At 71.2% G+C, this 23,324-nt stretch carries 20 protein-coding genes and 1 tRNA gene; 11 read left to right on the forward strand and 10 right to left on the reverse strand.

Annotation, left to right across the window (positions count from 1 at the left end):
* The 3 genes from treY to AC1DQF_RS12830 all read right to left on the reverse strand — a co-directional run.
* A partial coding sequence (treY, locus tag AC1DQF_RS12820; protein WP_477525605.1) for a malto-oligosyltrehalose synthase occupies positions 1-1,485 on the reverse strand: 1,485 nt, incomplete at its 3' end.
* Positions 1,486-1,586: 101 nt separating this feature from the next.
* Positions 1,587-3,803 carry a glycogen debranching protein GlgX gene (glgX, locus tag AC1DQF_RS12825; protein WP_477525606.1) on the reverse strand — a complete coding sequence of 739 codons (2,217 nt, stop codon included), beginning with the start codon at positions 3,801-3,803 and terminating at the stop codon, positions 1,587-1,589.
* A gap of 130 nt (positions 3,804-3,933) precedes the next feature.
* Positions 3,934-4,749: a M15 family metallopeptidase gene (locus AC1DQF_RS12830; RefSeq protein WP_477525607.1), complete on the reverse strand. Its 816-nt coding sequence runs from the start codon at positions 4,747-4,749 to the stop codon at positions 3,934-3,936.
* 74 nt (positions 4,750-4,823) lie between these two features.
* On the opposite strand from AC1DQF_RS12830, the gene AC1DQF_RS12835 reads away from it, so the two are divergent.
* Genes AC1DQF_RS12835 through AC1DQF_RS12845 form a run of 3 tightly spaced genes read left to right on the forward strand, consistent with a single transcriptional unit; the run spans position 4,824 to position 7,328 of the window.
* Positions 4,824-5,969, forward strand: a complete 1,146-nt coding sequence (locus AC1DQF_RS12835; protein WP_477525608.1) for an acyl-CoA dehydrogenase family protein — start codon at positions 4,824-4,826, stop codon at positions 5,967-5,969.
* A gap of 11 nt (positions 5,970-5,980) precedes the next feature.
* Positions 5,981-6,544, forward strand: coding sequence for an RNA 2',3'-cyclic phosphodiesterase (gene thpR / locus AC1DQF_RS12840; protein WP_477525609.1), 564 nt, complete (start codon positions 5,981-5,983; stop codon positions 6,542-6,544).
* A gap of 55 nt (positions 6,545-6,599) precedes the next feature.
* On the forward strand, positions 6,600-7,328 hold the full coding sequence (locus AC1DQF_RS12845; RefSeq protein WP_477525610.1) for a VIT1/CCC1 transporter family protein: 729 nt from the start codon (positions 6,600-6,602) through the stop codon (positions 7,326-7,328).
* Between the two features lie 244 nt (positions 7,329-7,572).
* Here the strand turns inward: AC1DQF_RS12845 and pntB are convergent, their stop codons facing one another.
* The 3 genes from pntB to AC1DQF_RS12860 form a co-directional block, all read right to left on the reverse strand.
* Positions 7,573-9,012, reverse strand: coding sequence for a Re/Si-specific NAD(P)(+) transhydrogenase subunit beta (gene pntB, locus AC1DQF_RS12850; RefSeq protein ID WP_477525611.1), 1,440 nt, complete (start codon positions 9,010-9,012; stop codon positions 7,573-7,575).
* Position 9,013: 1 nt separating this feature from the next.
* Positions 9,014-10,546, reverse strand: a complete 1,533-nt coding sequence (locus tag AC1DQF_RS12855) for a Re/Si-specific NAD(P)(+) transhydrogenase subunit alpha (protein ID WP_477525612.1) — start codon at positions 10,544-10,546, stop codon at positions 9,014-9,016.
* Positions 10,547-10,626: 80 nt separating this feature from the next.
* Positions 10,627-11,640, reverse strand: coding sequence for a LacI family DNA-binding transcriptional regulator (locus AC1DQF_RS12860; RefSeq protein ID WP_477525613.1), 1,014 nt, complete (start codon positions 11,638-11,640; stop codon positions 10,627-10,629).
* 161 nt (positions 11,641-11,801) lie between these two features.
* On the opposite strand from AC1DQF_RS12860, the gene AC1DQF_RS12865 reads away from it, so the two are divergent.
* The 5 genes from AC1DQF_RS12865 (at position 11,802) to AC1DQF_RS12885 (ending at position 17,883) form a co-directional block, all read left to right on the forward strand.
* Complete coding sequence (locus tag AC1DQF_RS12865) at positions 11,802-13,082, forward strand: sugar ABC transporter substrate-binding protein (RefSeq protein WP_477525614.1); 1,281 nt, start codon at positions 11,802-11,804, stop codon at positions 13,080-13,082.
* Positions 13,083-13,160: 78 nt separating this feature from the next.
* Positions 13,161-14,768 carry an ABC transporter permease subunit gene (locus tag AC1DQF_RS12870; protein ID WP_477525615.1) on the forward strand — a complete coding sequence of 536 codons (1,608 nt, stop codon included), beginning with the start codon at positions 13,161-13,163 and terminating at the stop codon, positions 14,766-14,768.
* Positions 14,768-15,697 (forward strand): sugar ABC transporter permease, encoded by a 930-nt coding sequence (locus AC1DQF_RS12875; RefSeq protein WP_477525616.1) that lies wholly within the window; start codon positions 14,768-14,770, stop codon positions 15,695-15,697. The genes AC1DQF_RS12870 and AC1DQF_RS12875 overlap by 1 nt, the downstream gene beginning before the upstream one ends.
* A gap of 7 nt (positions 15,698-15,704) precedes the next feature.
* Positions 15,705-16,895 (forward strand): ABC transporter ATP-binding protein, encoded by a 1,191-nt coding sequence (locus AC1DQF_RS12880; RefSeq protein WP_477525617.1) that lies wholly within the window; start codon positions 15,705-15,707, stop codon positions 16,893-16,895.
* Between the two features lie 34 nt (positions 16,896-16,929).
* A complete protein-coding gene (locus AC1DQF_RS12885) occupies positions 16,930-17,883 on the forward strand; it encodes a hypothetical protein (protein ID WP_477525618.1) in 954 nt (317 codons plus the stop codon).
* A gap of 27 nt (positions 17,884-17,910) precedes the next feature.
* Here AC1DQF_RS12885 and AC1DQF_RS12890 read toward each other — a convergent pair whose 3' ends face one another.
* Complete coding sequence (locus AC1DQF_RS12890; RefSeq protein WP_477525619.1) at positions 17,911-18,927, reverse strand: alpha/beta hydrolase; 1,017 nt, start codon at positions 18,925-18,927, stop codon at positions 17,911-17,913.
* A gap of 47 nt (positions 18,928-18,974) precedes the next feature.
* Positions 18,975-19,616, reverse strand: coding sequence for a uracil phosphoribosyltransferase (upp, locus tag AC1DQF_RS12895; protein WP_477525620.1), 642 nt, complete (start codon positions 19,614-19,616; stop codon positions 18,975-18,977).
* Between the two features lie 103 nt (positions 19,617-19,719).
* Here upp and AC1DQF_RS12900 point away from each other — a divergent pair, with 103 nt between their 5' ends.
* The 3 genes from AC1DQF_RS12900 to AC1DQF_RS12910 all read left to right on the forward strand — a co-directional run bounded on the left by AC1DQF_RS12900 (position 19,720) and on the right by AC1DQF_RS12910 (position 20,793).
* Positions 19,720-20,205 (forward strand): tRNA adenosine deaminase-associated protein, encoded by a 486-nt coding sequence (locus tag AC1DQF_RS12900; protein ID WP_477525621.1) that lies wholly within the window; start codon positions 19,720-19,722, stop codon positions 20,203-20,205.
* 31 nt (positions 20,206-20,236) lie between these two features.
* Positions 20,237-20,674: a nucleoside deaminase gene (locus AC1DQF_RS12905; protein WP_477525622.1), complete on the forward strand. Its 438-nt coding sequence runs from the start codon at positions 20,237-20,239 to the stop codon at positions 20,672-20,674.
* 32 nt (positions 20,675-20,706) lie between these two features.
* Positions 20,707-20,793 (forward strand) — tRNA-Ser (locus AC1DQF_RS12910).
* A gap of 68 nt (positions 20,794-20,861) precedes the next feature.
* Here AC1DQF_RS12910 and AC1DQF_RS12915 read toward each other — a convergent pair.
* On the reverse strand, positions 20,862-22,376 hold the full coding sequence (locus AC1DQF_RS12915; RefSeq protein ID WP_477525623.1) for an MFS transporter: 1,515 nt from the start codon (positions 22,374-22,376) through the stop codon (positions 20,862-20,864).
* A 173-nt stretch (positions 22,377-22,549) separates the two neighbouring features.
* Entirely contained in the window at positions 22,550-23,248 is a 699-nt protein-coding gene (locus tag AC1DQF_RS12920) for a class I SAM-dependent methyltransferase (RefSeq protein ID WP_477525624.1), read from the reverse strand.
* Positions 23,249-23,324: the final 76 nt, after the last annotated feature.

The raw sequence follows: 23,324 nt of genomic DNA on the forward strand, positions 1-23,324 counted from the left end.
GTCGTGGGTCGAGAGCGCGGTCATGGCGTGGGGCCACTCGCGCTGGCGGGTGGCCATCGCGTCGTGCCAGTCCTGGGCGGTGATCGAGAAGACGGACGGGTCGGCGCCGACCTCGTTGAGGGACGTGAGCCGCGACCAGCGGTAGAAGGAGCAGTCCTCGACACCCTTGGCCATCACCATGCCGGAGGTCTGCTGGAAGCGCAGTGCCGCGGGCTGGGCCGGGTCGGAGAGCACCGGCAGCAGCACGTCGAGGGTCGCGGCCAGGTCGGGACGCAGCTCGCGGGCGAGCGCGAAGGCCTCGTCCAGGTGCTCCCGGCCGCCGGGCAGGTAGGAGCGGTAGACCGGGAAGCAGGCGACGAGCTCGCCGACGGCGTCGTCGGTGTCGGTGGGTGCGTCGGCCCCCGAGCGGCTCAGCGCCACGCGCAGCTCGCGGCCGATGCGCAGCACCTCCGAGCGCAGGATGCCGTCGGCGACGGCGCGCTTGTTGTCGTGGACCACCGCGGCCCAGTCGACCGGCCCGCCACGCAGCCGCTCGTCCAGCGCGCCGAGGGCCTGCGCCGCGGTCGGGTCGGTGAGGACCCGGTCGACCAGCGCCATCGCGTCGTACCCCGTGGTGCCGGCGGTCGCCCACTCGCGGGGCAGCTCCTCGCCCGGCTCCAGGATCTTCTCGACCAGGACGTAGGCGTCGCCGGTCAGCTCGGCGAGGTCGCGCAGGTAGCCCTCGGGGTCGCGCAGGCCGTCCGGGTGGTCGACCCGCAGGCCGTCGACGAGGCCCTCGGAGAACCAGCGGCCGATCTCGTCGTGGGAGCGGTCGAACCACTCGCGGTCCTCGACCCGGATCGCGGCCAGGGTGTTGACCGCGAAGAAGCGGCGGTAGTTGAGACCGGCGTCGGCCGTGCGCCACGAGACCAGCTCGTAGTGCTGGCGGGCGTGCACGTCCTGGGCGGTGAGCCCGAGCTCGTCCATGTCGTCCGCCGTGCCGGGCGCCAGCGGGAAGGCGTGGTCGTGATAGCTCAGCTGACCTGCCTCGACCACCAGGTTGTCGATGGTGCCGTCGTCACCGAGGTCGTCGTCGCCCACCACCGGGATGCGCAGCCGGCCACCACCGGCGGCCCAGTCGATGTCGAACGCCTCGGCGTAGTCCGAGGCCTGGCCGTGGGTCAGCACCGACCACCACCAGGCGTTGTCACTGGCCGCCGCGACGCCCACGTGGTTGGGCACGATGTCGACCAGCACGCCCATCCCGAGACGGTGGGCCTCCGCCGACACCGCAGACAGGCCGGACACCCCGCCGCGGGCGGCGTCGATGCGGCCGTGGTCGGACACGTCGTACCCGTGGTTGCTGTGCGACTCCGCCGCGAGCAGCGGCGAGAGGTAGACCCAGTCCACGCCGAGGTCGTGCAGGTACGGGAGCACCCGCGCCGCCTCGTGCAGGTCGAAGTCCTCGGTGATCTGGATCCGGTACGTGCTGACGGGCGTGCGCATGGTCCCTCTCGGTGGGGTCTGCCCGGGCGCGGGCGGCGGATTCGGTCGAGCTGGTCTCGGGAGGGGCGTACCCGGCTCCTCCCGGGACCAGTCGTGCGATCTCAGTCCTGGTCGTGCCGGTGCCGGTTGTCGGCGGCCGGGGTCGAGTCGACCTGGCCCGCGTCGGCGAGCGAGGCCAGCGACGCGGCGACCGAGTGGTCGGGCTGCGACTCGGGCTCGGCGTGCTCGCGCAGCACCACGAGGGAGTGGGTCCCGAGGGCGAGCGTCGCGCCCGCCTCGAGGGTCCGCTCCTCGTCGGCCGAGCCGCCGGTGTCGATGACGACGTCCCACGCGGCGGCGTACTCGTCGCTCGGCAGCGTCACGTCGGCCGGGCCGTCGGCGTTGAAGTAGAGCAGGAAGTGGTCGTCGGTGATGGTGCCGCCGCGGGCGTCCTTGCCGGCGATGCCGTCACCGTTGAGATACATCCCGATCGCCTTCTGGCCCTCCCACTTGTCGTCCTCCATGGGGGTGCCGTCGAGCGCCAGCCACACGATGTCGTTGAGCCGCTGGCCGTCGCCGGTGCGCACGGTGTTGCCGGTGAAGAAGCGCTTGCGGTGGAACGTCGGGTGGCTCGCGCGCAGCTTGGCGACCGCGGCGGTGAACTCGATGAGCGGCTTGTCGGCCCGGTCCCAGTGGACCCACGAGATCTCGCTGTCCTGGGCGTAGGTGTTGTTGTTGCCGTTCTGGGTGCGGCTCATCTCGTCGCCGTGCAGCAGCATCGGCACGCCCTGGCTCAGGAGCAGGGTGGCGATGTAGTTGCGCTGCTCGCGGGCGCGGGCCTCGAGGACCTCCGGGTCGTCGGTCGGGCCCTCGACACCGTGGTTCCACGAGCGGTTGTGGYTCTCGCCGTCGTTGTTGTCCTCGCCGTTGGCCTCGTTGTGCTTCTCGTTGTAGGACACGAGGTCGCGCAGGGTGAAGCCGTCGTGGGCGGTGACGAAGTTGATGCTCGCGAACGGCCGGCGACCCGAGTGCTCGTAGAGGTCGGAGGAGCCGGAGAGGCGGGAGGCGAACTCGCCCAGCGACGGCTCACCGCGCCAGAAGTCGCGCACGGTGTCGCGGTAGGCGCCGTTCCACTCGGTCCACTGGGGCGGGAAGCCGCCGACCTGGTAGCCGCCGGGGCCGATGTCCCAGGGCTCGGCGATCAGCTTGACCTGGCTAACGACCGGGTCCTGCTGCACCATCTCGAAGAAGGTCGAGAGCTTGTCCACCTCGTAGAACTCGCGCGCCAGCGTGGCGGCGAGGTCGAAGCGGAAGCCGTCGACGTGCATCTCGGTGACCCAGTAGCGCAGCGAGTCCATGAGCAGCTGCACCGAGTGCGGGTGGCGCACGTTGAGGCTGTTGCCGGTGCCGGTGTAGTCCATGTAGTAGCGCTGGTCGTCCTCGACCAGGCGGTAGTACGCCGGGTTGTCGATGCCCTTGAAGCTCAACGTCGGGCCGAGGTGGTTGCCCTCGGCGGTGTGGTTGTAGACCACGTCGAGGATGACCTCGATGCCGGCGGCGTGCATCGCCTTGACCATCGACTTGAACTCCTGCACCTGCTGGCCCTCCACGCTCGAGGCGTAGTCGGCGTGCGGGGCGAAGAAGCCCAGGGTGTTGTAGCCCCAGTAGTTGCGCAGGCCCTGGTCGAGCAGGGTGGAGTCCTGGACGAACTGGTGGACCGGCATCAGCTCGATGGCCGTGACGCCGAGCTTGGTGAGGTGGTCGGTGATCGCCGGGTGCGCGAGGCCGGCGTACGTGCCGCGCTCGTCCTCGGGCACGTCCGGGTGCAGCTGGGTGAGCCCCTTGACGTGCGCCTCGTAGATGAAGGACTCGTTGTAGGGGATGTTGAGACGGCGGTCGCCTTCCCAGTCGAAGAAGGGGTTGATCACCACGCCGTGGGTCATGTGGGCCGCGGAGTCGTCGTCGTTGCGCGAGTCCGGGTCGCCGAAGTCGTAGCCGAACAGCGACTGGTCCCAGTCGATCTCGCCGCTCGTCGCCTTGGCGTAGGGGTCCAGCAGGAGCTTGTTGGGGTTGCAGCGCAGCCCCTTGGCCGGGTCCCAGGGGCCGTGGACGCGGTAGCCGTAGCGCTGTCCGGGCTGCACCGTGGGGATGTAGCAGTGCCACACGTAGGCGTCGACCTCGGTGACCTCGAGGCGGGTCTCGGTCACCTTGCCGCGGGGACCGACCTCGAAGAGGCACAGCTCGACGCGCTCGGCGACCTCGCTGAAGAGGGCGAAGTTCGTGCCGCTGCCGTCGAAGGTGGCACCGAGCGGGTAGGGCGTTCCTGGCCAGATCTGCACGGCACTCCTAGGTAGTTGGATCGTTCAAAGCCTAGCCGTTCGCGAAGGCCGACCCGCCATCCTCACCATGGGTACGACGCCGCGCGAGCGCGCGCGCACCCCTGCGGGTGGGACCGGGTGCGGCCGGCCGTCAGCGCCCGTTCTCGCTGAAGTGCTGGTAGTCCTTCGCGCTGCTCCAGCTGCCGCCCCACTCCCAGCCGACCCGCGCGAACGCGTCGATCACCGGACCGGCCGGCACCACCATGCCCGGGCGCACCCGGTCCCGCCGGAGGTAGGCGCTGGCGAGCTCCGGCAGCACCACGTCGCCCTTGACGTAGGGGTTCTGGAAGGTGTTGACGTCGATCGCCAGGCCGTAGGCGTGCTGGGAGAAGTACGTCGCCCCGGTCGTCGGGCGGCACACGAAGGCCCCGGTCGCGTTGCCGTCGCCGGTCGGCGGCGCGTCCGGGTCGTAGGAGCGCACGACGACGACCTGCTCCTGGGGGAAGTGGCGGCGGAACAGCGTGCCGAACACGGCCGCCACGTCCTCGGCGGCGCGGGCGTTGACCAGCAGCTCGCCGGTGTGCGCCCGGTCGTCGAAGCCCCAGAACTTCAGTCGCACCCAGGCCAGCTCGTCCGCCGCGACCGGGCAGCCCTGCTTCCAGGTCGACCGTGCGATCACCCGGGCGGGTGCCGGGGACACGACCACGGCGCGGTAGCCACGGCCGCGGAGCATCGGCACCGTGTCGGGCAGCGTCCAGCGGCGGTGGCGCAGGGCCGGCGGGGTGGGCAGGACCTCGCCGAACCCCGAGTCGGTGCGCGGCAGGTCCCGCGTGCCCAGCCAGGCCGGCGGACGGGAGCCGAACCCGGTGGCCGGGGCGTCGATCGTGCCGTCGGCGGGCGGGGCGGACGCGGCGGGAGCAAGCGTCGTACAGGTGAGGACCAGAGCGGCGACGGCGACCTTCAGCACGCCTCCCACGCTAGTCGTGCGTCCCTCGTCACGACGGCGAGCACCCCAGGTGACTCGCGGGTAACATGTGGGTCATGACACGCGAGATCTACGACGAGGACCACGAGGCGTTCCGCGCCTCGGTCAAGGAGTTCCTGGACCGCGAGGTGGTCCCCCACCTCGACGAGTACGCCGAGGGCCACGGCCTGAGCCGCGAGTTCTGGCTCTCCGCCGGCAAGCAGGGCTTCCTGGGCCTCGAGATCCCCGAGCAGTACGGCGGGTCCGAGGCGGGCGACTACCGCTTCAACGCCGTCCTCACCGAGGAGCTGGCCAAGGTCAACATGACGCTCCCCTCGTGCCTGGGCATCCACGCCGACATCGTCGCGCCCTACCTCGTGCACCTGACCAACGACGAGCAGAAGGAGCGCTGGCTGCCCCGGTTCTGCTCCGGCGAGCTGCTCACCGCGATCGGCATGACCGAGCCCGGCGGCGGCTCCGACCTGGCCAACCTCCGGACCACCGCGGTCCAGGACGGCGACGACTGGATCATCAACGGCTCCAAGACCTTCATCACCAACGGCGGCAGCGCCGACATGGTGGTCGTCGCGGCCCGCACCAGCCCGGAGAAGAAGGCCAAGGGCATCAGCCTCTTCGGCGTCGACACCTCGCTGGACGGGTTCTCGGTGGGCCGGGTGCTCGACAAGGTCGGCCAGGACGAGTCCGACACCGCCGAGCTGGCCTTCGAGAACGTCCGGGTCAGCAACGCCGACCTGATCGGCCCCCTCGACACCGGCTTCATCTCGATGATGCAGTTCCTCCCGCAGGAGCGCCTCGGGTCGGCGGTCACCAACCTCGCGCACGCCGCCCAGATCCTCGAGGAGACGATCCAGTACGCCAAGGACCGCAAGGCCTTCGGCCAGCCGATCGGCAGCTTCCAGCACAACTCGTTCCTGCTGGCCGAGCTGGTCACCCAGGTCGAGGTCACCCAGGCGTACGTCGACCAGTGCGTGCTCAAGCACACCCGCGGCGAGCTGACCGCGGTCGACGCCGCCAAGGCCAAGTGGTGGACCTCGCAGGTGCAGAACGAGGTGCTCGACCACTGCGTCCAGCTGCACGGCGGCTACGGCTACATGAACGAGTACCGCGTCGCCCGCGCCTGGCGCGACGCCCGGGTGAGCAAGATCTGGGCCGGCTCGAACGAGATCATGAAGATGCTGATCGGGCGCGACCTGGGCCTGTGACGGGGACTGCGATGACCCGGATGTTCGTGGCGGTCGTCCCGCCCGCCGCCGCCTCCGCGGACCTCGACGACTTCCTGTCCGTACGCCGCGACGCGGGCGCCCGGGCCGGCGAGCACTGGCGCTGGACGCCGGCCGAGAACTGGCACCTGACCCTGGCCTTCATGGCGGACGTGGCTGACCGGTCGCTCGACGACCTCGTCGACCGGCTCGCCGCCACGGCGGGTCGTCGGGAGCCGTTCGCCACCCGGGTCGCGGGTGGCGGGGCCTTCCCGCACCCTGACCGCGCCCGGGTGCTCTGGGCCGGGCTCGAGGGCGACTTCGACGCCCTCTCGCGGGGTGCCCGGTCGGCCGCCAGCACGTCCGGGGTGGTGGTCGACGGTCAGCGCTTCCGTCCGCACCTGACCCTCGCCCGGCTGGGCACACCGGCCAACGTGAGCCGGTGGGTGCGGCTCCTCGACGGCTACGCCGGCCCGTCCTGGACCGTCGACGAGGTGTCCCTCGTGGCGTCGTACCTCGGCGAGGGGCCGCGGCGTCGGCCGCGGTACGAGGTCGTCGCGCAGGTGCCGCTCGGCTAGGTAGCGCAGGCTCCCCTTCGTTGCGCGCCGCGCCGACGCTGCGGACGATGGGGGCATGAGCACCGAAGCGGCCGACCTCGAGATCGGCCCCCACGACGACGAGCCCCACGGCCAGGGCCTGGCCTCCCGCCTCAACTGGTTGCGGGCCGCCGTGCTCGGCGCCAACGACGGCATCGTGTCGACCGCCGGCCTGGTGGTCGGTGTGGCCGGCGCGACGACCGACCACCGGGCGATCCTGGTGGCCGGGGTCGCGGGCCTGGTCGCCGGAGCGATCAGCATGGCGGCCGGCGAGTACGTCTCGGTGAGCACCCAGCGCGACTCCGAGCAGGCGCTGCTCGCCAAGGAGCGCCGCGAGCTGGTCGAGGAGCCCGAGGAGGAGCTGGCCGAGCTGGCCGGCATCTACGTCGGCAAGGGCCTCAGCGAGGACCTCGCCCACCAGGTGGCCGTGCAGCTCACCGCGCACGACGCGCTGGGGGCGCACGCCGAGGCGGAGCTGGGCATCGACCCCGACGAGCTCACCAACCCGTGGCACGCCGCGTGGGCCTCGATGCTCGCCTTCACGGTGGGGGCCCTGCTGCCGCTGCTCACCATCGCCCTGAGCCCCCCGGACGCGCGCGTGTGGGTGACGGGCATCTCGGTGGTGATCGCGCTGGCCCTGACCGGCTGGGCCAGCGCCCGGCTCGGCCAGAGCCCCGCGGGCCGGGCCGTGGTCCGCAACGTCGGCGGTGGCGTCGTCGCCATGGTGGTGACCTACGCCATCGGCGCCCTGGTGGGCGGGATCTGACGCTGCACGCCCTCCGGCGGCGTCATCGGGCGAGTGCCGCTCCCCGGGTGCGAGGGGAACGAGATCGGCGCCCTCGCGACGTCGTACGCCGACCTGGTTCGCCGAGCGCGGCCGGCGCTCGGGGATACTGCTCCGGCACCAGCTCGCGCCCCCGGAACTGGCGGTAAACCGCAGCACCGAGCCCCCCTCCGACGTCGTCCGCCGCCAGTTGTGAGACACCCGGGCGGCGTGCGGCCCCCGGGCCTCAGCCCAGCGCGCGCACGATGTCGTCGACCCGTTCCTTGGCGTCGCCGAAGAGCATCCGCGAGTTGTCCTTGAAGAACAGCGGGTTCTGCACGCCGGCGTACCCGGTGGCCATCGACCGCTTGAAGACCACCACGTCCTTGGCGTGCCAGACCTCGAGGACCGGCATGCCGGCGATGGGTGAGCCCGGCTCCTCCAGCGCGGCAGGGTTGACCGTGTCGTTGGCGCCGATCACCAGCACGACGTCGGTCTCGTGGAAGTCGCCGTTGACCTCGTCCATCTCGAGCACGATGTCGTAGGGCACCCGGGCCTCGGCGAGCAGCACGTTCATGTGGCCGGGCAGCCGACCCGCGACGGGGTGGATGCCGAAGCGGACCTCGATGCCCTTGTCCCGCAGCTTCTTGGTCATCTCGGCCACGGGGTACTGCGCCTGGGCGACCGCCATCCCGTAGCCGGGGGTGATGATCACGGACTTCGCATCGGCCAGCAGCTCGGCCGTCTCCTGCGCGGTGATCTCGCGGTGCTCGCCGTAGTCGCGCGCCTCGCCGCTGATCGCGCCGGTCGAGCCGAAGCCCCCGGCGATGACGCTCACGAACGAGCGGTTCATCGCCGTGCACATGATGTAGCTGAGGATCGCACCGGAGGAGCCGACCAGGGACCCCGTGATGATGAGCAGATCGTTGCTGAGCATGAAGCCCGCGGCCGCGGCGGCCCAGCCGGAGTAGGAGTTGAGCATCGAGACGACGACCGGCATGTCCCCACCGCCGATGGCGGCGACGAGGTGGAAGCCGAGCACCAGGGCCAGCACCGTCATGATGAGCAGCGGCACCAGGGCGGTGTCGCCGTCGTCGACCACGAACCACACGGCCAGGGCCGCGGAGGCGACGAGGATGCCCAGGTTGAGCAGGTGACGTCCCGGCAGCATCAGCGGGCTGGACGTCATCCGGCCGCTGAGCTTGGCCCACGCCACGATCGAGCCGGTGAAGGTCACCGCACCGATGAACACGCCGACGAAGACCTCGACGTCGTGCACCGTGTCGGCCCCGCCGAGGTCCTGGAGCTCGATCCAGGAGTTGTAGCCCACCAGCACCGCGGCCAGGCCCACGAAGCTGTGCAGCATCGCCACCAGCTCGGGCATCCCGGTCATCTCGACCGTGCGGGCCCGCCACGCGCCGATCGACCCGCCGATGGCCATGGCCACCAGGATCAGGGCCAGCGTCACGCCGAGCGGGCGCTGGTCGCCGTACTGACTGTTGCGGGCGGCCAGGACCAGCGTCGCGACCAGGGCCAGGCCCATGCCCGCCATGCCGAAGAGGTTGCCGCGCTTCGCGGTCTCGTGCTTCGACAACCCGGCGAGCGCGCCGATGAAGAGGATGCCGGCGATGATGTAGGCCGCCTGGATCAGCCCCGGGAGCTGGTCCGAGGTCAGGAAGTCGCTCACGTCAGTCCTTCCTGAACATCTCGAGCATGCGCAGCGTGACCAGGAAGCCACCGAAGATGTTGATACTGGCGACCAGCACGGCCACCAGGGCCAGCACGGTGACGGCGAGGTTGTCGCTGCCGACCTGCAGGATGCCGCCGACCAGGATGATCCCGGAGATGGCGTTGGTCTCGCTCATGAGCGGGGTGTGCAGCGCGTGCGCCACGTTGGAGATGACGTAGTAGCCGACGAACACCGCCAGCGCGAAGACCGTGAAGTGCCCGAGGAAGTCCGGGGGCGAGTACGCCGCGACCAGCGCGAAGAGCACGGCCGCCAGGCCCGCTCCGAAGATCTTGCGGCGGGGGTCGGGTGGCTTCGGCGGCTCGGTCACCACCGGGGCGGTCGGGGGCGCGGCGGCGACCGGGGCGGCACTCACCTGGACCGGGGGCGGCGGCCACATCGACTCGCCGTCGCGGGCCACGGTGATGCCGCGCACCACGACGTCGTCGAGGTCGAGGACCAGCGTGCCGTCCTTGCCGGGGGTCATCAGCTTGAGGAGGTTGACCACGTTGGTGCCGTAGAGCTGGCTGGTCTGCGCGGCGAGCCGGCCGGCGAGGTCGGTCCAGCCCAGGATCGTGACGAGGTTGTCGGTGAGGACCTCCTCGTCGGCCCGGGTCAGCTCGACGTTGCCGCCGTTGGCCGCGGCCATGTCGACGATGACGGATCCGGTACGCATCCCGGCGACGGTCTCGGCGGTGATGAGCCGCGGCGCGGGACGCCCCGGGATCAGCGCGGTGGTGATGACGATGTCGGCGTTGCGCGCCTCCTCGTCGTACATCGCGGCGGTGGCGGCCTCCTGGTCGGCGGTCATCTCCTTGGCGTAGCCGTCGGAGGAGACCTCCTGCTCCATGTCGACGGTGACGAACTCGGCGCCCATCGACTCGACCTGCTCGGCGACCTCGGGGCGGACGTCGAAGGCGCGCACGATGGCGCCCATCGAGCCGGCGGCGCCGATGGCGGCCAGGCCCGCGACCCCGGCACCGACGACGAACACCCGGGCCGGCGGGACCTTGCCGGCAGCGGTCACCTGGCCGGTGAACTGGCGGCCGAACGCGTGCGCGGCCTCGACCACGGCGCGGTAGCCCGCGACGTTGGCCATCGAGGACAGCACGTCCATGGCCTGCGCCCGGGAGATGCGGGGGACGGCGTCCATGGCGAGCCCGGTGACCCGCTGCGCCTGGAGCTGCTCGATGAGCTTGGGGCTGCGCGCCGGAGCCATCAGGGAGATGACGGTGGTGCCCGCCCGCAGGCGCCAGATCTCGTCCGGGGTGGGGGCGTTGACCTTGACGACGACGTCGCTCGACCACACCTCCTCGGCGTCGGTGACCCGGATGCCGGCCGTCTCGAACGCGACGTCGGGCTGCGCGGCCGCGGTGCCCGCGCCGCGCTCGACGACCACCTCGTAGCCGAGGGCCTGCAGCTGTCCGGCGGTCGTGGGCGTGGCGGCGACCAGCGTCTCGCCCTGCCGGGACTCACGGGGGATTCCGATGCGCACGAGGGCCTCCTGTCGGGGTCGGACCGCGCTCAAGGTACACGCGGAGCACCCCCCGCCACACGAGTCTCACGTGGTCTGGGTCACATCGCGGGAGGGGCGATCGAGTCGCGCACCCGCACCGGCATCGGCACCAGTCGCTGGCCGGGTGGCGCCTCCCCACCCAGCAACGACTCCACCGCGAGCCTGCCCATCTCGAACTCGGGCAGGCCGATGCTCGACAGTGAGGGCCGCAGCCAGCTCGCCAGCTCGGAGTCGTCGAAGGACACGACCGAGACGTCGCGAGGTATCACCAGGCCCACCTCGGTGAGCGCCTGGAAGACGCCGAAGGCGACGCGGTCGTTGAGGCACACGACGGCCCGGGGCCGATCGCCCTGGGCGAGCGCCCGCATCACCGCCTCGTACGCCGCCTCGGGCCACCAGGGGCAGGGGAGCTCCCGGTCGACGCCCGCGCCCGCGCCGGCGAGCTCGGCGACGATCCCGGCCAGCCGCGCCGTGCCGGGCAGGGACGTCGTCGGCGTCTCCCCCACCAGCCAGATCCCCGTGCGGTGCCCCGCCTCCACCAGGAGCCCGGCGGCGGCGCGGCCCCCGGCCGTCTCGTCCGGAAGGATCGAGGGGTACGACGCGTCGCTGACGCAGTTGAGGAGCACCACCGGCTGACCGATCGCGCCCCGCGGCGGGGACACCCGGTCGTGGGAGGTGGTGGCCACGATGAGTCCGGCCACCTGTCGCCCGATCAGGTCCTCCACCAGCGCAGCCTGGAGCGCCGGGTCGCCCCCGGACTCGCAGACCAGCAGGCGGTGCCCGTGCTTGAGCGCGGCCGTCATGGCGCCCCGGATCAGCTCACCGCCGTAGTGGCCGGTGGCGATCGTGTCGGCGACGAGGCCGATGGTGCTGCTCTGTTGCGTGCGCAGGCTGCGGGCCGTCAGGTTGGGTCGGTAGTCGAGCTCGCGGGCGGTGCGCAGGACGCGCTGCCGCGTCTCCTCGGCGATCCGCATGTCACGTCCTCCGAGGACGAACGAGGCCGTCGTGAGTGAGACTCCGGCGCGCTCCGCGACGTCGCGCAGCCGCACCCTCGCCCTACCCGCTGCGCGCATCGACCGGGCCCTTCCGTCGTGTCCCAACTGTCACCTCGGCACGCTTGACGTGGTGCAGGTCACGCTGTTTACCTGTGCCAAATCGTTTTAGCAAGACGATCTGCCCGATCGGGCCCTATTCAACACCCCACCACCCGCGATTCCGCGAAGGAGCTCCACCCATGCACACACGAGTTCGCACGATGAGGGCCGCGGCGGGCCTGCTGGCCGCCGGTCTCGTCCTGAGTGCCTGCGGAGGCGGCGACTCCGACACCGAGGCCAACACGGACAGCAGTGACACCCCGGCCGCCAGCGGCGGCGAGCTCACGATCTGGGTCGGGGACGGCCCCGGCGGGGACGCGACCACCGAGATCGGCAAGGCCTTCGGCGAGGAGAACGGCGTCGACGTGACCGTCGAGGTCCTGCCCGGCTCCGAGCTGCAGGCCAACTTCGTGACGGCCGCCCAGGCGGGCGACCCGCCGGACGTCGTGATGGGCGCCCACGACTGGATCGGCAACCTGGTCCAGAACGGCACCATCGACCCGATCCAGATCCCCGAGGCGACGAGCTCCACGCTCCAGCCGCTGTCCCTCCAGGCAGTGACCTTCGACGGTCAGACCTACGGCATGCCCTACACGATGAACAACATCGTGCTGATCCGCAACACCGACCTCGCGCCCGACGCCCCCGCGACGATGGAGGACATGGTCGCGGCCGGCCAGGCCGCCGTGAAGTCCGGCAAGGCCGAGGCACCGCTGGCCTGGCCGGTGAGCGACACCGGCAACCCCTACTTCATCAACCCGCTCTACACCTCGGGCGGCGGCTACATGTTCGGCCAGGGCGACGACGGCTCCTTCGACCCGACCGACCTCGGCGTCGGCACCCCGGGATCGATCGCGGCCTACGAGAAGATCGGCGCGCTCGGCGAGAAGGGCCAGGGGGTCCTGAAGCGCTCGGTCAACACCGACAACGCCATCGCCCTGTTCACCGACGGGAAGACCCCCTTCCTGGTCGAGGGCCCGTGGCAGCTGACCACCATCGACGACAGCGACATCAACTACGAGGTCTCCGAGGTGCCCGGCTTCAAGGGCATGGACCCGGCCTCTCCGTTCATCACCGTCGACGCGGCGTACGTCGCAAGTGGGGGCGCCAACAAGACGCTCGCCCAGGAGTTCGTGACCAACTACTGGTCGCGGGCCGACGTCGGCGCCAAGCTCTTCGAGGCGACCAAGAACGTGCCGGCCAACACCGACACGCTCAGCCAGATCGAGGGCGACAACCCGGCCGTGGCCGCAGTGGCCGCGGCGGGCTCCGCCAACGGCCAGATCATGCCGAGCATCCCGGAGATGGCGGCGGTCTGGGACCCGCTGGGCAAGGCCGAGGCAGCCGTGATCGGCGGCGCCGACCCGGAGTCGACCATCAAGTCCGCGGAGAAGGCCATCGAAGCAGCGATGAACAAGTAGTCCCTGCACTCCCGGGGCGCGCCGTCGGCACGCCCCGGGAGCCGGTCCACCCCCCACGATCACGTCGAGGAGAGTCACGTGGCAGGCAGCACCGCATCGCCCCCGGGGCGCAAGTCATCCAGGTGGGGGCTCGGCGCCGACGGCACCAGCAGCCCCCTGATGTTGATGATCAAGGTCATCGGCCTCGCCCTGGTGGCGGCAGTCGCCCTGTTCGCGGCCCTCCCACTGATCCGCAGCGAGAACTGGTGGGGCATGGCCGTCGTCGTGGTCGTGACCGCACTGGCGTTCTACGTCTACCTGTCCCCCCGCGCCGTGYCGATGAAGTACCTCCTGCCGGGAACGCTCTTCCTCATCGCCTTCCAGATCGTCCCCGTCCTCTACACCGTCTCGACCGCCTTCACGAACTTCAGCGACGGTCACCGCGGCACCAAGGAACAGGCGATCACGGCCATCCAGGGAGCCTCCGTCAAGCAGGTTCCCGACTCCACGATCTACACGCTGACCCTGGCCACCGACGGTGACGCAGCGACGGGCGACATCGTCTTCCTGCTGGCCGACCCGGACTCGCAGGAGAGCTTCGCCGGCACCGCCGACGGGCTCGAGCCGCTCGAGGAGGGGACCTTCGAGTCCGCCACCCCCGGTGGCAAGATCACCAGCGCCGACGACTACACCGTGCTGACGGTGCCGGAGGTCAACGCGCGCCAGGACGACATCACCGCCTTCAGCGTCCCGACCGAGGACGGTGCGATCAAGAGCCAGGGCCTGTCGGCCGCGTTCGAGGGGGCGCCCCAGCAGTCCTACGACGCGGAGTGCGACTGCATCACCGACGCCGCCACCGGCAGCGTGTGGACCGCGAACGACGGGGAGGGCTCGTTCGTCAGCGACGACGGCACGCAGCGCGACCTCGCGCAGGGCTGGAAGGTCAACGTCGGCTTCGACAACTTCGTGCGGGTCTTCACCGACGACACCATCCGCGCGTCCTTCCTGCGGATCCTGGTGTGGAACTTCGCCTTCGCGATCGGCACCGTGGCCATCACGTTCGCGCTCGGCCTGCTGGTCGYCATCGCGCTCAACAACGCGCAGATGCGGGGGCGGACCCTCTACCGATCGCTGATCATCCTCCCGTACGCCATGCCCAGCATCGCGATGTACCTCGTCTGGCGCGAGATGTTCAACAAGGACTTCGGGCTGATCAACCGGATGTTGGGGACCGACATCAACTGGTTCGGCAGCACGGCCAGCTCGATGTTCGCCATCCTGCTGATCCAGCTGTGGCTCGGCTACAACTACATGTTCCTCGTCATCACCGGCGCACTCCAGTCGATCCCCTCCGACCTCGTCGAGGCGGCCGGCGTCGACGGCGCCAAGCCGTTCCACGCCTTCCGGACCATCACGTTCCCGCTGCTGCTGGTCGCGCTGGCCCCGCTGCTGATCACGTCCTTCGCCTTCAACTTCAACAACTTCGCGGCGATCTTCCTGACCAGTCGGGGCGGTCCCTTCCCGCCCGACAACCCGAGTGCGGGAAGTACCGACATCCTCATCACCTACACCTACCGGCTCGCGTTCGGCGGGTCCGGCGCCGACTACGGGTTCGCCGCCGCCATCTCCGTGCTCATCTTCCTGATCGTGGCCACCGTCTCGATCGTCGGCTTCCGACGCACCCAGGCCCTGGAGGAGATCAACTGATGACATCCAAGACATCGGAGGCCCCCGCGGCAACCGCCGACGCCGAGGATCCCCCCGCGGTGGTCCGGCACGGCTCCGCCAAGGGCGGCTGGATCCGGCGCACGGGGCTGAGCCACCTGGTCGGCATCCTGGCCCTGGCCTTCTCGATCTTCCCGATCCTCTTCGTCGTGTCGGCGTCGTTGAACCCCAACGGCACCCTCAGCTCGTCGACGTTGATCCCCCGGGAGGTCAGCCTGGTCAACTACCAGGACCTGTTCGCCGGCTCGTTCCCCCGCTGGTTCGTCAACAGCCTGGTGATCGCCTCGGTCGCGGCTGCGATCTCGATGTTCATCTCGGCCTGCGCCGCGTTCGCGTTCTCGCGCTTCCGGTTCAGGGGGCGTCGGGCCGGCCTCATGGGGCTGCTGCTCGTGCAGATGTTCCCGCAGTTCCTGGCGATCGTCGCCATCTACCTCATGTTCGCCAACATCACGGAGCTGTGGCCGGTGATCGGCTTCAACACCGCCGCCGGGCTCATCATCCTCTACCTCGGCGGCGCCCTCGGCGTGAACACCTGGCTCATGAAGGGCTTCTTCGACACCATCCCCAAGGACCTCGACGAGTCGGCCAAGATGGACGGCGCGACGCACTTCCAGGTCTTCTTCGGCATCATCCTCCCGCTCGTGGCGCCGATCCTGGCCATCACCGGCCTCCTCGGTTTCATCGGAGCGATCAACGAGTTCCTGATCGCCAGCATCTTCCTGCGCCAGGACGACTCCAAGACCGCGGCCGTCGGGCTCTACGGGCTGATCGCCGACCCGCTGACCAAGAACGCCCAGTTCGGCGAGTTCGCGGCAGGCGCCGTCATCCTCGCCGTGCCGACGGTCGGATTGTTCATGTACCTCCAGCGCTACATCGTCGGCGGACTGACCGCCGGCGCCGTGAAGGGATGAGTGGATCGTGGCCGAAGTAGTCCTCGACAAGGTCAACAAGCAGTACGAGAACGGCTTCCACGCCGTCAAGGACCTCGACATCGACATCGCCGACGGCGAGTTCCTCGTGCTCGTCGGCCCGTCCGGCTGTGGCAAGTCCACCGCCCTGCGCATGATCGCCGGGTTGGAGGACATCAGCAGCGGGACGCTGACCATCGGCGACCGGGTCGTCAACACCCTGGCCTCCCGCGACCGGGACATCGCGATGGTCTTCCAGTCCTACGCGCTCTACCCGCACATGACCGTGGCCGACAACATCGCCTACGGGCTCAAGATCCGCCGGATGGACAAGTCCGAGATCGACAAGCGGGTCAAGCGGGCGGCCGACATGCTCGAGCTCGGTCCGCTCCTGGACCGCAAGCCCAAGCAGCTCTCGGGCGGGCAGCGCCAGCGCGTCGCCATGGGCCGCGCCATCGTGCGCGAGCCGCAGGTGTTCCTCATGGACGAACCGCTGTCCAACCTCGACGCCAAGCTCCGCGTGCAGATGCGTGCCGAGATCGCCCAGGTGCAGCGCGACCTCGACGTCACCACGATCTACGTGACCCACGACCAGACCGAGGCCATGACCATGGGCGACCGGGTCGCCCTGATGAAGGCCGGCGTGCTCCAGCAGCTCGGCGCACCCCAGCACCTCTACGACCACCCCGACAACATCTTTGTCGCCGGCTTCATCGGCTCCCCGCCGATGAACATGGCGCTCGGGCGGGTGGAGCGCACCGACAGCGGCATCACCGTGAGCATCGGCGGCGCGACCGTGCCGGTGCCCGAGTCGGTGTCGTCCGCCCGGGCCGCGCTGGCGTCGTACGCCGGTCGCGACGTGGCCGTGGGCCTGCGCAGCGAGGACATGGAGGACGCCAGCCTCGCCCGGGACGCCACCAAGCCACGGCTGACCACCTCGGTGAGCCTCACCGAGGCGCTCGGCTCGGAGATCGTCGTGCACTTCCCCGTCGACGCGCCGCGCGTGGTCACCGAGGACACCAAGGCGCTCGAGGAGGACGCGGGCATCGAGGACGTGCCGGTGGCGCACACGGCCAACATCTGGGTGGCGTCGTTCAGCCCCCGCTCGCGGATGCGCCCGGGTGACCAGGTCGAGATCGCGATCGACGCGGAGCGGCTGCACTTCTTCGACCCGGAGACCGGGTTGGCGATCCGCAACTGATGGTCGGGCACAGTCGCCCCGGGACGGGTCCGGCGTGCTGAGGCTGGATGCGCACTGGGTCTGGGACAGCTGGGTCGTCGACGACGGGGAGCAGCACCACCTCTTCTTCCTCAAGGCCGAGCGCTCCGAGGCGGGACCGTCGTCACGGCACACGCGCGCCGTGGTCGGCCACGCCGTCTCGCCCGACCTGGTGACGTGGACCGAGTGCCCCGACGCCCTGGGCCCGCTCCCCGGCGGGTGGGACGACCTGGCCATCTGGACCGGCTCCGTGGTGCGCGACGACGACGGGCGGTGGCGCCTCTTCTACACCGCCATCTCCACCGGGGGCGGGCTCAACGACCAGCGCCTGGGCGTCGCGGTGTCCGACGACCTGACGACCTGGCGTCGCCTGGGCACGGCACCGGTGCTGGACATCGACCCGCGCTGGTACAAGACGCAGCCGGCGGACGTCGCGGCCAGCGAGACCTGGCGCGACCCGCAGGTGCTCCGCGACCCCGGGGGCGACGGGTGGCACATGCTGGTCACCGCCCGTGGCGTGGGGGCCGATCGCAACGACGACGGCGTGGTCGGCCACGCCGTCAGCCGGGACCTGGCGACGTGGGAGGTGCGGCCACCCCTGAGCGAGTCCGGCACCGGCTTCGGCCAGCTCGAGGTGCTCCAGGTCCGGCAGGTCGACGGGCAGTGGGTGCTCGTCTTCACCTGCCACCCCGACGAGCAGACCGACAAGCACCGCGCCCGCTTCGGGGAGTACTGCACGTGGTCGGTGCCGGGTGACTCACCGCTGGGTCCGTGGGACGTGGCGAGCGCCCGCCCCCTCACCGCCGCCCCGACCCTGTTCGCCGCCCCGCTCGTGCAGCGTCGCGACGGCTCGTGGTGCCTCATCGGCTTCCTGAACCGTGAGCCCGAGGGCCTCGACGCGATGGAGATCGTGGACCCGATCCCGGTGCACCTCGAGGACGGCTATCTCGTGGCCGACGCCCCTGCCTGACTGGCCGCCACCTCGCGGGGGCGGGCCTCAGGCCCGCAGGCCGAGACGGATCGCGCCGACCATCTCGAAGCCCGCGGCGCGCGCCTCGTCGCTCATCGAGATGCCGTTGATGAAGGGGTGCACCAGCGCGGTGTGGCGCCGCAGCGTGACCGGCACGCCCGCGTCGCGCAGCGCACGCGCGTAGGCCTCGCCCTCGTCGCGCAGCGGATCGAAGCCGGCCACGGCGACGTACGCCGGCGGGAGCCCGGAGAGGTCCTCGGCCAGCAGCGGCGAGGCCCGGGGGTCGCTGCGGTCGGTGTCCGGGCCGAGGTAGTGCTCCTCGTACCAGTCCATCTCGCTGCCGGTGAGGAAGAAGCCGTCGCCGTACGCCGCCCGCGACGCCGTGCGGGAGGTGAAGTCGACACCGGGGACGACCAGCACCTGGAGGTCGGGCATGTCCGGGGTCCCGCGGAGCTGCTGGCAGGCCACCGCGGACAGGTTGCCGCCCGCGGAGTCGCCGGCGACCGCGAGGCGCGAGGCGTCGTACCCCCACTCCTCGCCGTGGCGGCGGGCCCACCGCACGGCGTGCAGCGCGTCCTCGACCGCGGCCGGGAAGGGGTGCTCGGGGGCGAGGCGGTAGTCGACCGAGAGCACGGCCAACCGGCCGTGGCGGCACAGGAACCGGGTGACGGCGTCGTGGCTCTCGACACTGCCGAGGACCCAGCCACCCCCGTGGAGGAAGACGACGACCGGCGGCGGACCGCCGAAGCCGCCGGGCTCGTCCGCCGGGAGGTAGAGGCGGGCCGGGACGGGCACCTCGCCGTCCTCGTCGAGGGTCAGGTCGTGGACCGCGCCGACCTCGATGGTGGGCCCGGTGAAGGTCCAGGACTCCTTCTCCAGCAGCGCCCGGGCCGCCGGCACGTCGAGCGCGTCGTACGACGTCTTGCCGGTCAAGGACAGGGCGCGCAGCGCCAGCGCGAACTGCGGGCTGAGCCGCTGGCCCTCGCTGGTGACCTCGCGGCCGGCGAGGAGCGACTGGAGCCGGGCCGGGCTCGCGGAGGCCACCCGGTTGACGGTGCGTTCGATGCGGTGGCGGCGGGTGGGCCCGAGGGTCACTGGGCCACGCCGTACAGGCGGTCGCCGGCGTCGCCCAGTCCGGGGACGATGTAGCCCTTCTCGTTGAGACGCTCGTCCATCGCGGCGGTCACCACGGTGACGGGGACGTCGAGCCCCTCGAGGCCCTTCTCCAGCGCCGCCACGCCCTCGGGGGCGACGAGCAGGCAGATGCAGGTGATGTCGTCGGCGCCGCGGTCGGTGAGGAAGCGGATCGCCGCGGCCAGGGTGCCGCCGGTGGCCAGCATCGGGTCGAGGACGTAGCACTGGCGACCGGACAGGTCCTCGGGGAGCCGTTCGGCGTACGTCGACGCGGCCAGCGTCTCCTCGTTGCGGATCATGCCCAGGAAGCCGACCTCGGCCGTGGGCAGCAACCGCATCATCCCGTCCAGCATGCCGAGCCCGGCGCGGAGGATCGGCACCACCAGCGGCTTGGGGGTGGCCAGCTTGACGCCGGTCGCCTCGGCCACCGGCGTCTGGATGGTGACGTCGTTGACGCGGACCTCGCGGGTGGCCTCGTAGGCCAGCAACGTCACCAGCTCGTCGGTGAGCCGGCGGAAGGTCGGGGAGTCCGTCCCCTCGTCACGCAGCGTGGTGAGCTTGTGGGACACCAGCGGGTGGTCGATGACGTGGGTGCGCATGGCGCAAACCCTAGTGGTCGCGGGCCAGAACAGGGTTGGCGCACGGTCGGCTTTCTGCGACGCTGGAACCCCGGTCGGGACGGAGCCTGCGGAAGGAGCCCTCATGCCTGAGCTGTCGGACGGCATCGACTTCGCGCTCGCGGCGTTCCACGACGACGGCGAGTGGCAGGTGCAGGAGATCGCCTCGCCCGCCTACGACTCGGTCGACTCCCTCGCGCACGCGCTGCGCCGCCTTTCCGGCGACACCGGCGCGTTCGGGATGGTGGCCGTCGACGAGGACTTCTTCGTCCTCGTCCGGGTCGCCGGATCGACCACGCGCGTGCTCCTGTCCGACGTGACCGCGGCGGAGGAGTGGGAGCTGGCCCAGTCGGCCGTCGACTTCCTCGGCCTGCCCCCCGCCGACGACGAGGACGAGCAGGTACCCGCGGGCGACCTCGACCTGCTGGGCGACCTGGGGATGCACGCGATGGACATGGGCGTGCTGCTCGACGACGGTGAGCTCTTCCCCGACGAGATGCTCTCCGACATCGCCCGCCGCATCGGCTTCGGCGAGCTCTTCGACGACGCCGTCGGCTTCACCTCTGCATGAGCCCGGACCTCGCTTGATGTGGGAGCCCGCGATGCGCCTCGCCCTGGACGAGGCGCGGGAGGCCGTGACGACCGGTGACGTCCCGATCGGCGCCGTCGTCCTCGACCCCGCCGGCGWGGTGGTCGCCCGGGGCCGCAACGTGCGCGAGGCCGAGGGCGACCCGACCGGGCACGCGGAGGTCGTCGCCCTGCGGGCCGCCGCCCTCGCGCGCGGCGAGTGGCGCCTGACCGGGTGCACGCTGGTCGTCACCCTCGAGCCGTGCACCATGTGCGCCGGCGCGGCCGTGCTGTCGCGCGTGGGGCGCGTCGTCTTCGGTGCGTACGACGACCGGGCCGGCGCCGTGGGCTCCCTCTGGGACGTCGTGCGCGACCGGCGGCTCAACCACCGGCCCGAGGTCGTCGCCGGGGTGCTGGCCGCCGAGTCGACCGCCCTGCTGGACGCGTTCTTCGCCGAGCAGAGGTCGATTTAGCGCCGCGTCCGGCGTCCGGTAATCTCTCCCGCGGTGGCGTGTCCGAGCGGCCGAAGGTGCATCACTCGAAATGATGTGTGGGGTCAAACCCACCGTGGGTTCAAATCCCACCGCCACCGCCGACCGATCGACAGCCGGATCCACTGGGTCCGGCTGTCGCTCATTTCGGTACTCGTGGTCAACCGGGTCAGGACCGGGCGGCGGGCTCCGGTGCCGCCCCGCTGGCCGTGGTCGGCAGGGTGTGGGTGTGGGCGGATGCGGCGGCCGCGACATCGCCGAGCGTGCCCTGCGAGGCGCGGAACCTCCTTCCCATGAGGACGGCCATGAGGACGCCGGCGAAGCTGAACACGGCCATCAGCCACGACGTCGCCGACAGGCCCGAGGCCAGGGCGTCGGCGTCGGAGGACCCGTCGGCGATCCGGTTGGCGGTCACCGAGCTGTAGATCGTCGCGGCCAGCGCCGTCGCGACGGCGGCACCGACGTAGCGCGCCATGTTCGAGACCCCGGACGCCGAGCCGACCTGCGCGGGCGGCACGCAGGCGGTCGAGGCCGCCGACGCCGGGCCGTTGGACAGGCCCATGCCGACGGCGATGGCGAGCAACGGCAGCACGAAGACGCCGTACTGCCAGGAGGACTCGACGAAGCCGACCGCGGAGAACCCGAGTGCGGTGACCAGGAAGCCCAGGCCGACGACCTGACGGCCGCCGAACTTGGTGGCGAGTCGGGGAACCAGGGGCGCGACGACCACCAGTCCTACGGTGGCGGGCAGGGTGGCGAGGCCCGCGTCCAACGGGCTGAACCCGAGCGTGCTCGGGTCCTGGAGGTAGAGGCTCAGCACGAACATCAGCGCGTTGATCGTGCCGGCGCCGATGAGGATGGCCATGGTCGACCCGACCAGCACCCGGTTGCGCAGGAGCGCCAGGTCGAGGAGCGGGAGCGCGACGCGTCGCTCGACGGCGACGAACCCGACGCCTGCGAGCACCGAGACCACGAAGCAGCCGACGGTGCCGAACGACAGCCACCCCCAGTCGCTGCCCTTGCTCAGGGCGAGGATCAGGGGGGCGAGGGTCAACGCCACCAGCGCGGAGCCGGCGTAGTCGATCGTGGGTGGCCGGTCCGGGTCACGTGACTCCGAGACGGTGGCGGCCGTGAGCAGCACGACGAGGACCGCGATCACGGCGTCGATCCAGAACAGCCCCTGCCACCCGGCGACGTCGACGAGCACGCCCCCCACCAGCGGTCCGGCCGCGGCGCCGACGGCCGCGGCGGCACCCCACAGCGACACCGCCCGCACCTGTGCCGATCCGCTGTTGGCGACGGTGAGCAGACTCAGGCCGCAGGCCAGGATCGTCGAGCCGGCCGCGCCCTGGATCAGCCGTCCCGCGATCACCATGCCCCCCGAGTTGGCGAGGGCGATGAGCACGCAGGAGGCGACGAAGAGCAGGAGCCCGAGCTGGAAGACCCGCTTGCGGCCGAAGACGTCGCCCAGCGACCCCGAGGTCACGATCACGGCGGCGCCGACCAGGGAGTAGCCCGTGACGGCCCACTGCAGCGTGTCGACCGACATGCCGGTGTCCGCGCTGATCGCGGGGAGCAGGATGCTCACCGCGGAGGTGTTGGCGTTGACCACCAGGGTGGAGACGCAGGTGGCCACCAGGACTCCGGTGGCTGCCTTCGCCGTCGTCGCGTCGACCTCACTCATCTCGCGGTTCCTCTCGGCCGGGAGCTTCTCGCGAACCCGTCCACGGAAGCACCTCCGACGGCGCGAGGAGATCACCCGTGCGGGGTGAGGCCGCGTTCCCAAGGGGCTGGCTGGCCGTCCCGCGGAGGATCTGACGGCCCTGGGCGGTCGGATGTTCCGTCGTGAGGCCGGGTTCAGGTGCCGCCGGACGCCCGGCGCCGTGCTCGTACGACGACGTCGTGCAGCTCGCGGGCGCCGTCCCCGACGTCCCGCTCGTGCTCGTCCGCGGAGACGACCTCCCAGAGCGTCGGGTCGAGTCGGCCGACCACGCTCGCGGCGGTCACCGTCGCCTCCTCGGGCGGCCGCCCGTCGCCGTCGCCGTGCCCGTGACCCTCCCCCTGGCCGTGTCCGTGTCCGTGCCCGTGTCCGTGGCCGTGTCCCTGCGCATGGTCGGTGTCTTGGAGGTGTCCCACGACGAGCAGGGTCCCGCCCGGCGCGACCCAGGCGGCGATGCGCTCGTAGAACGCCAGCTGGGGCATGGCGGGGTGGGCGTAGTGCGTGGTCACCAGGTCGTACTGCCGCGGCGGCTCCCAGGTGCCCAGGTCGGCGCGGACCCACTCCACCCGGTCCGGCGATCCGCTCGCCGCGGCACGGTCGGCCGCCCGGGCCAGGACCTCGGCGGAGATGTCCGCCGCGGTGACCTGCCAGCCGTGCTCGGCGAGCCAGATCGCCTCGGCCCCCTCGCCGCACCCGGCGTCCAGCGCGGTGCCCGGCGCGAGGCCCGCCGTGCCGGAGGCGACGTACGGGTTGGCGGGGGCCTTGCGGCGTGAGGCGTCCCCTCCCACCTCCCGCCAGTGGGTCTCCCAGTAGTCCGCGTCGAAGTCGTGCGTCATCGTCCCTCCGTGCTCCCGCTCGTGCTCAAGGGCCGGCGTCCTGTGCGCGCCCGGGCCTGTGCCCAGCGTGCCCCGC

This window comes from Nocardioides sp. P4_G4 (genome assembly GCF_056401085.1).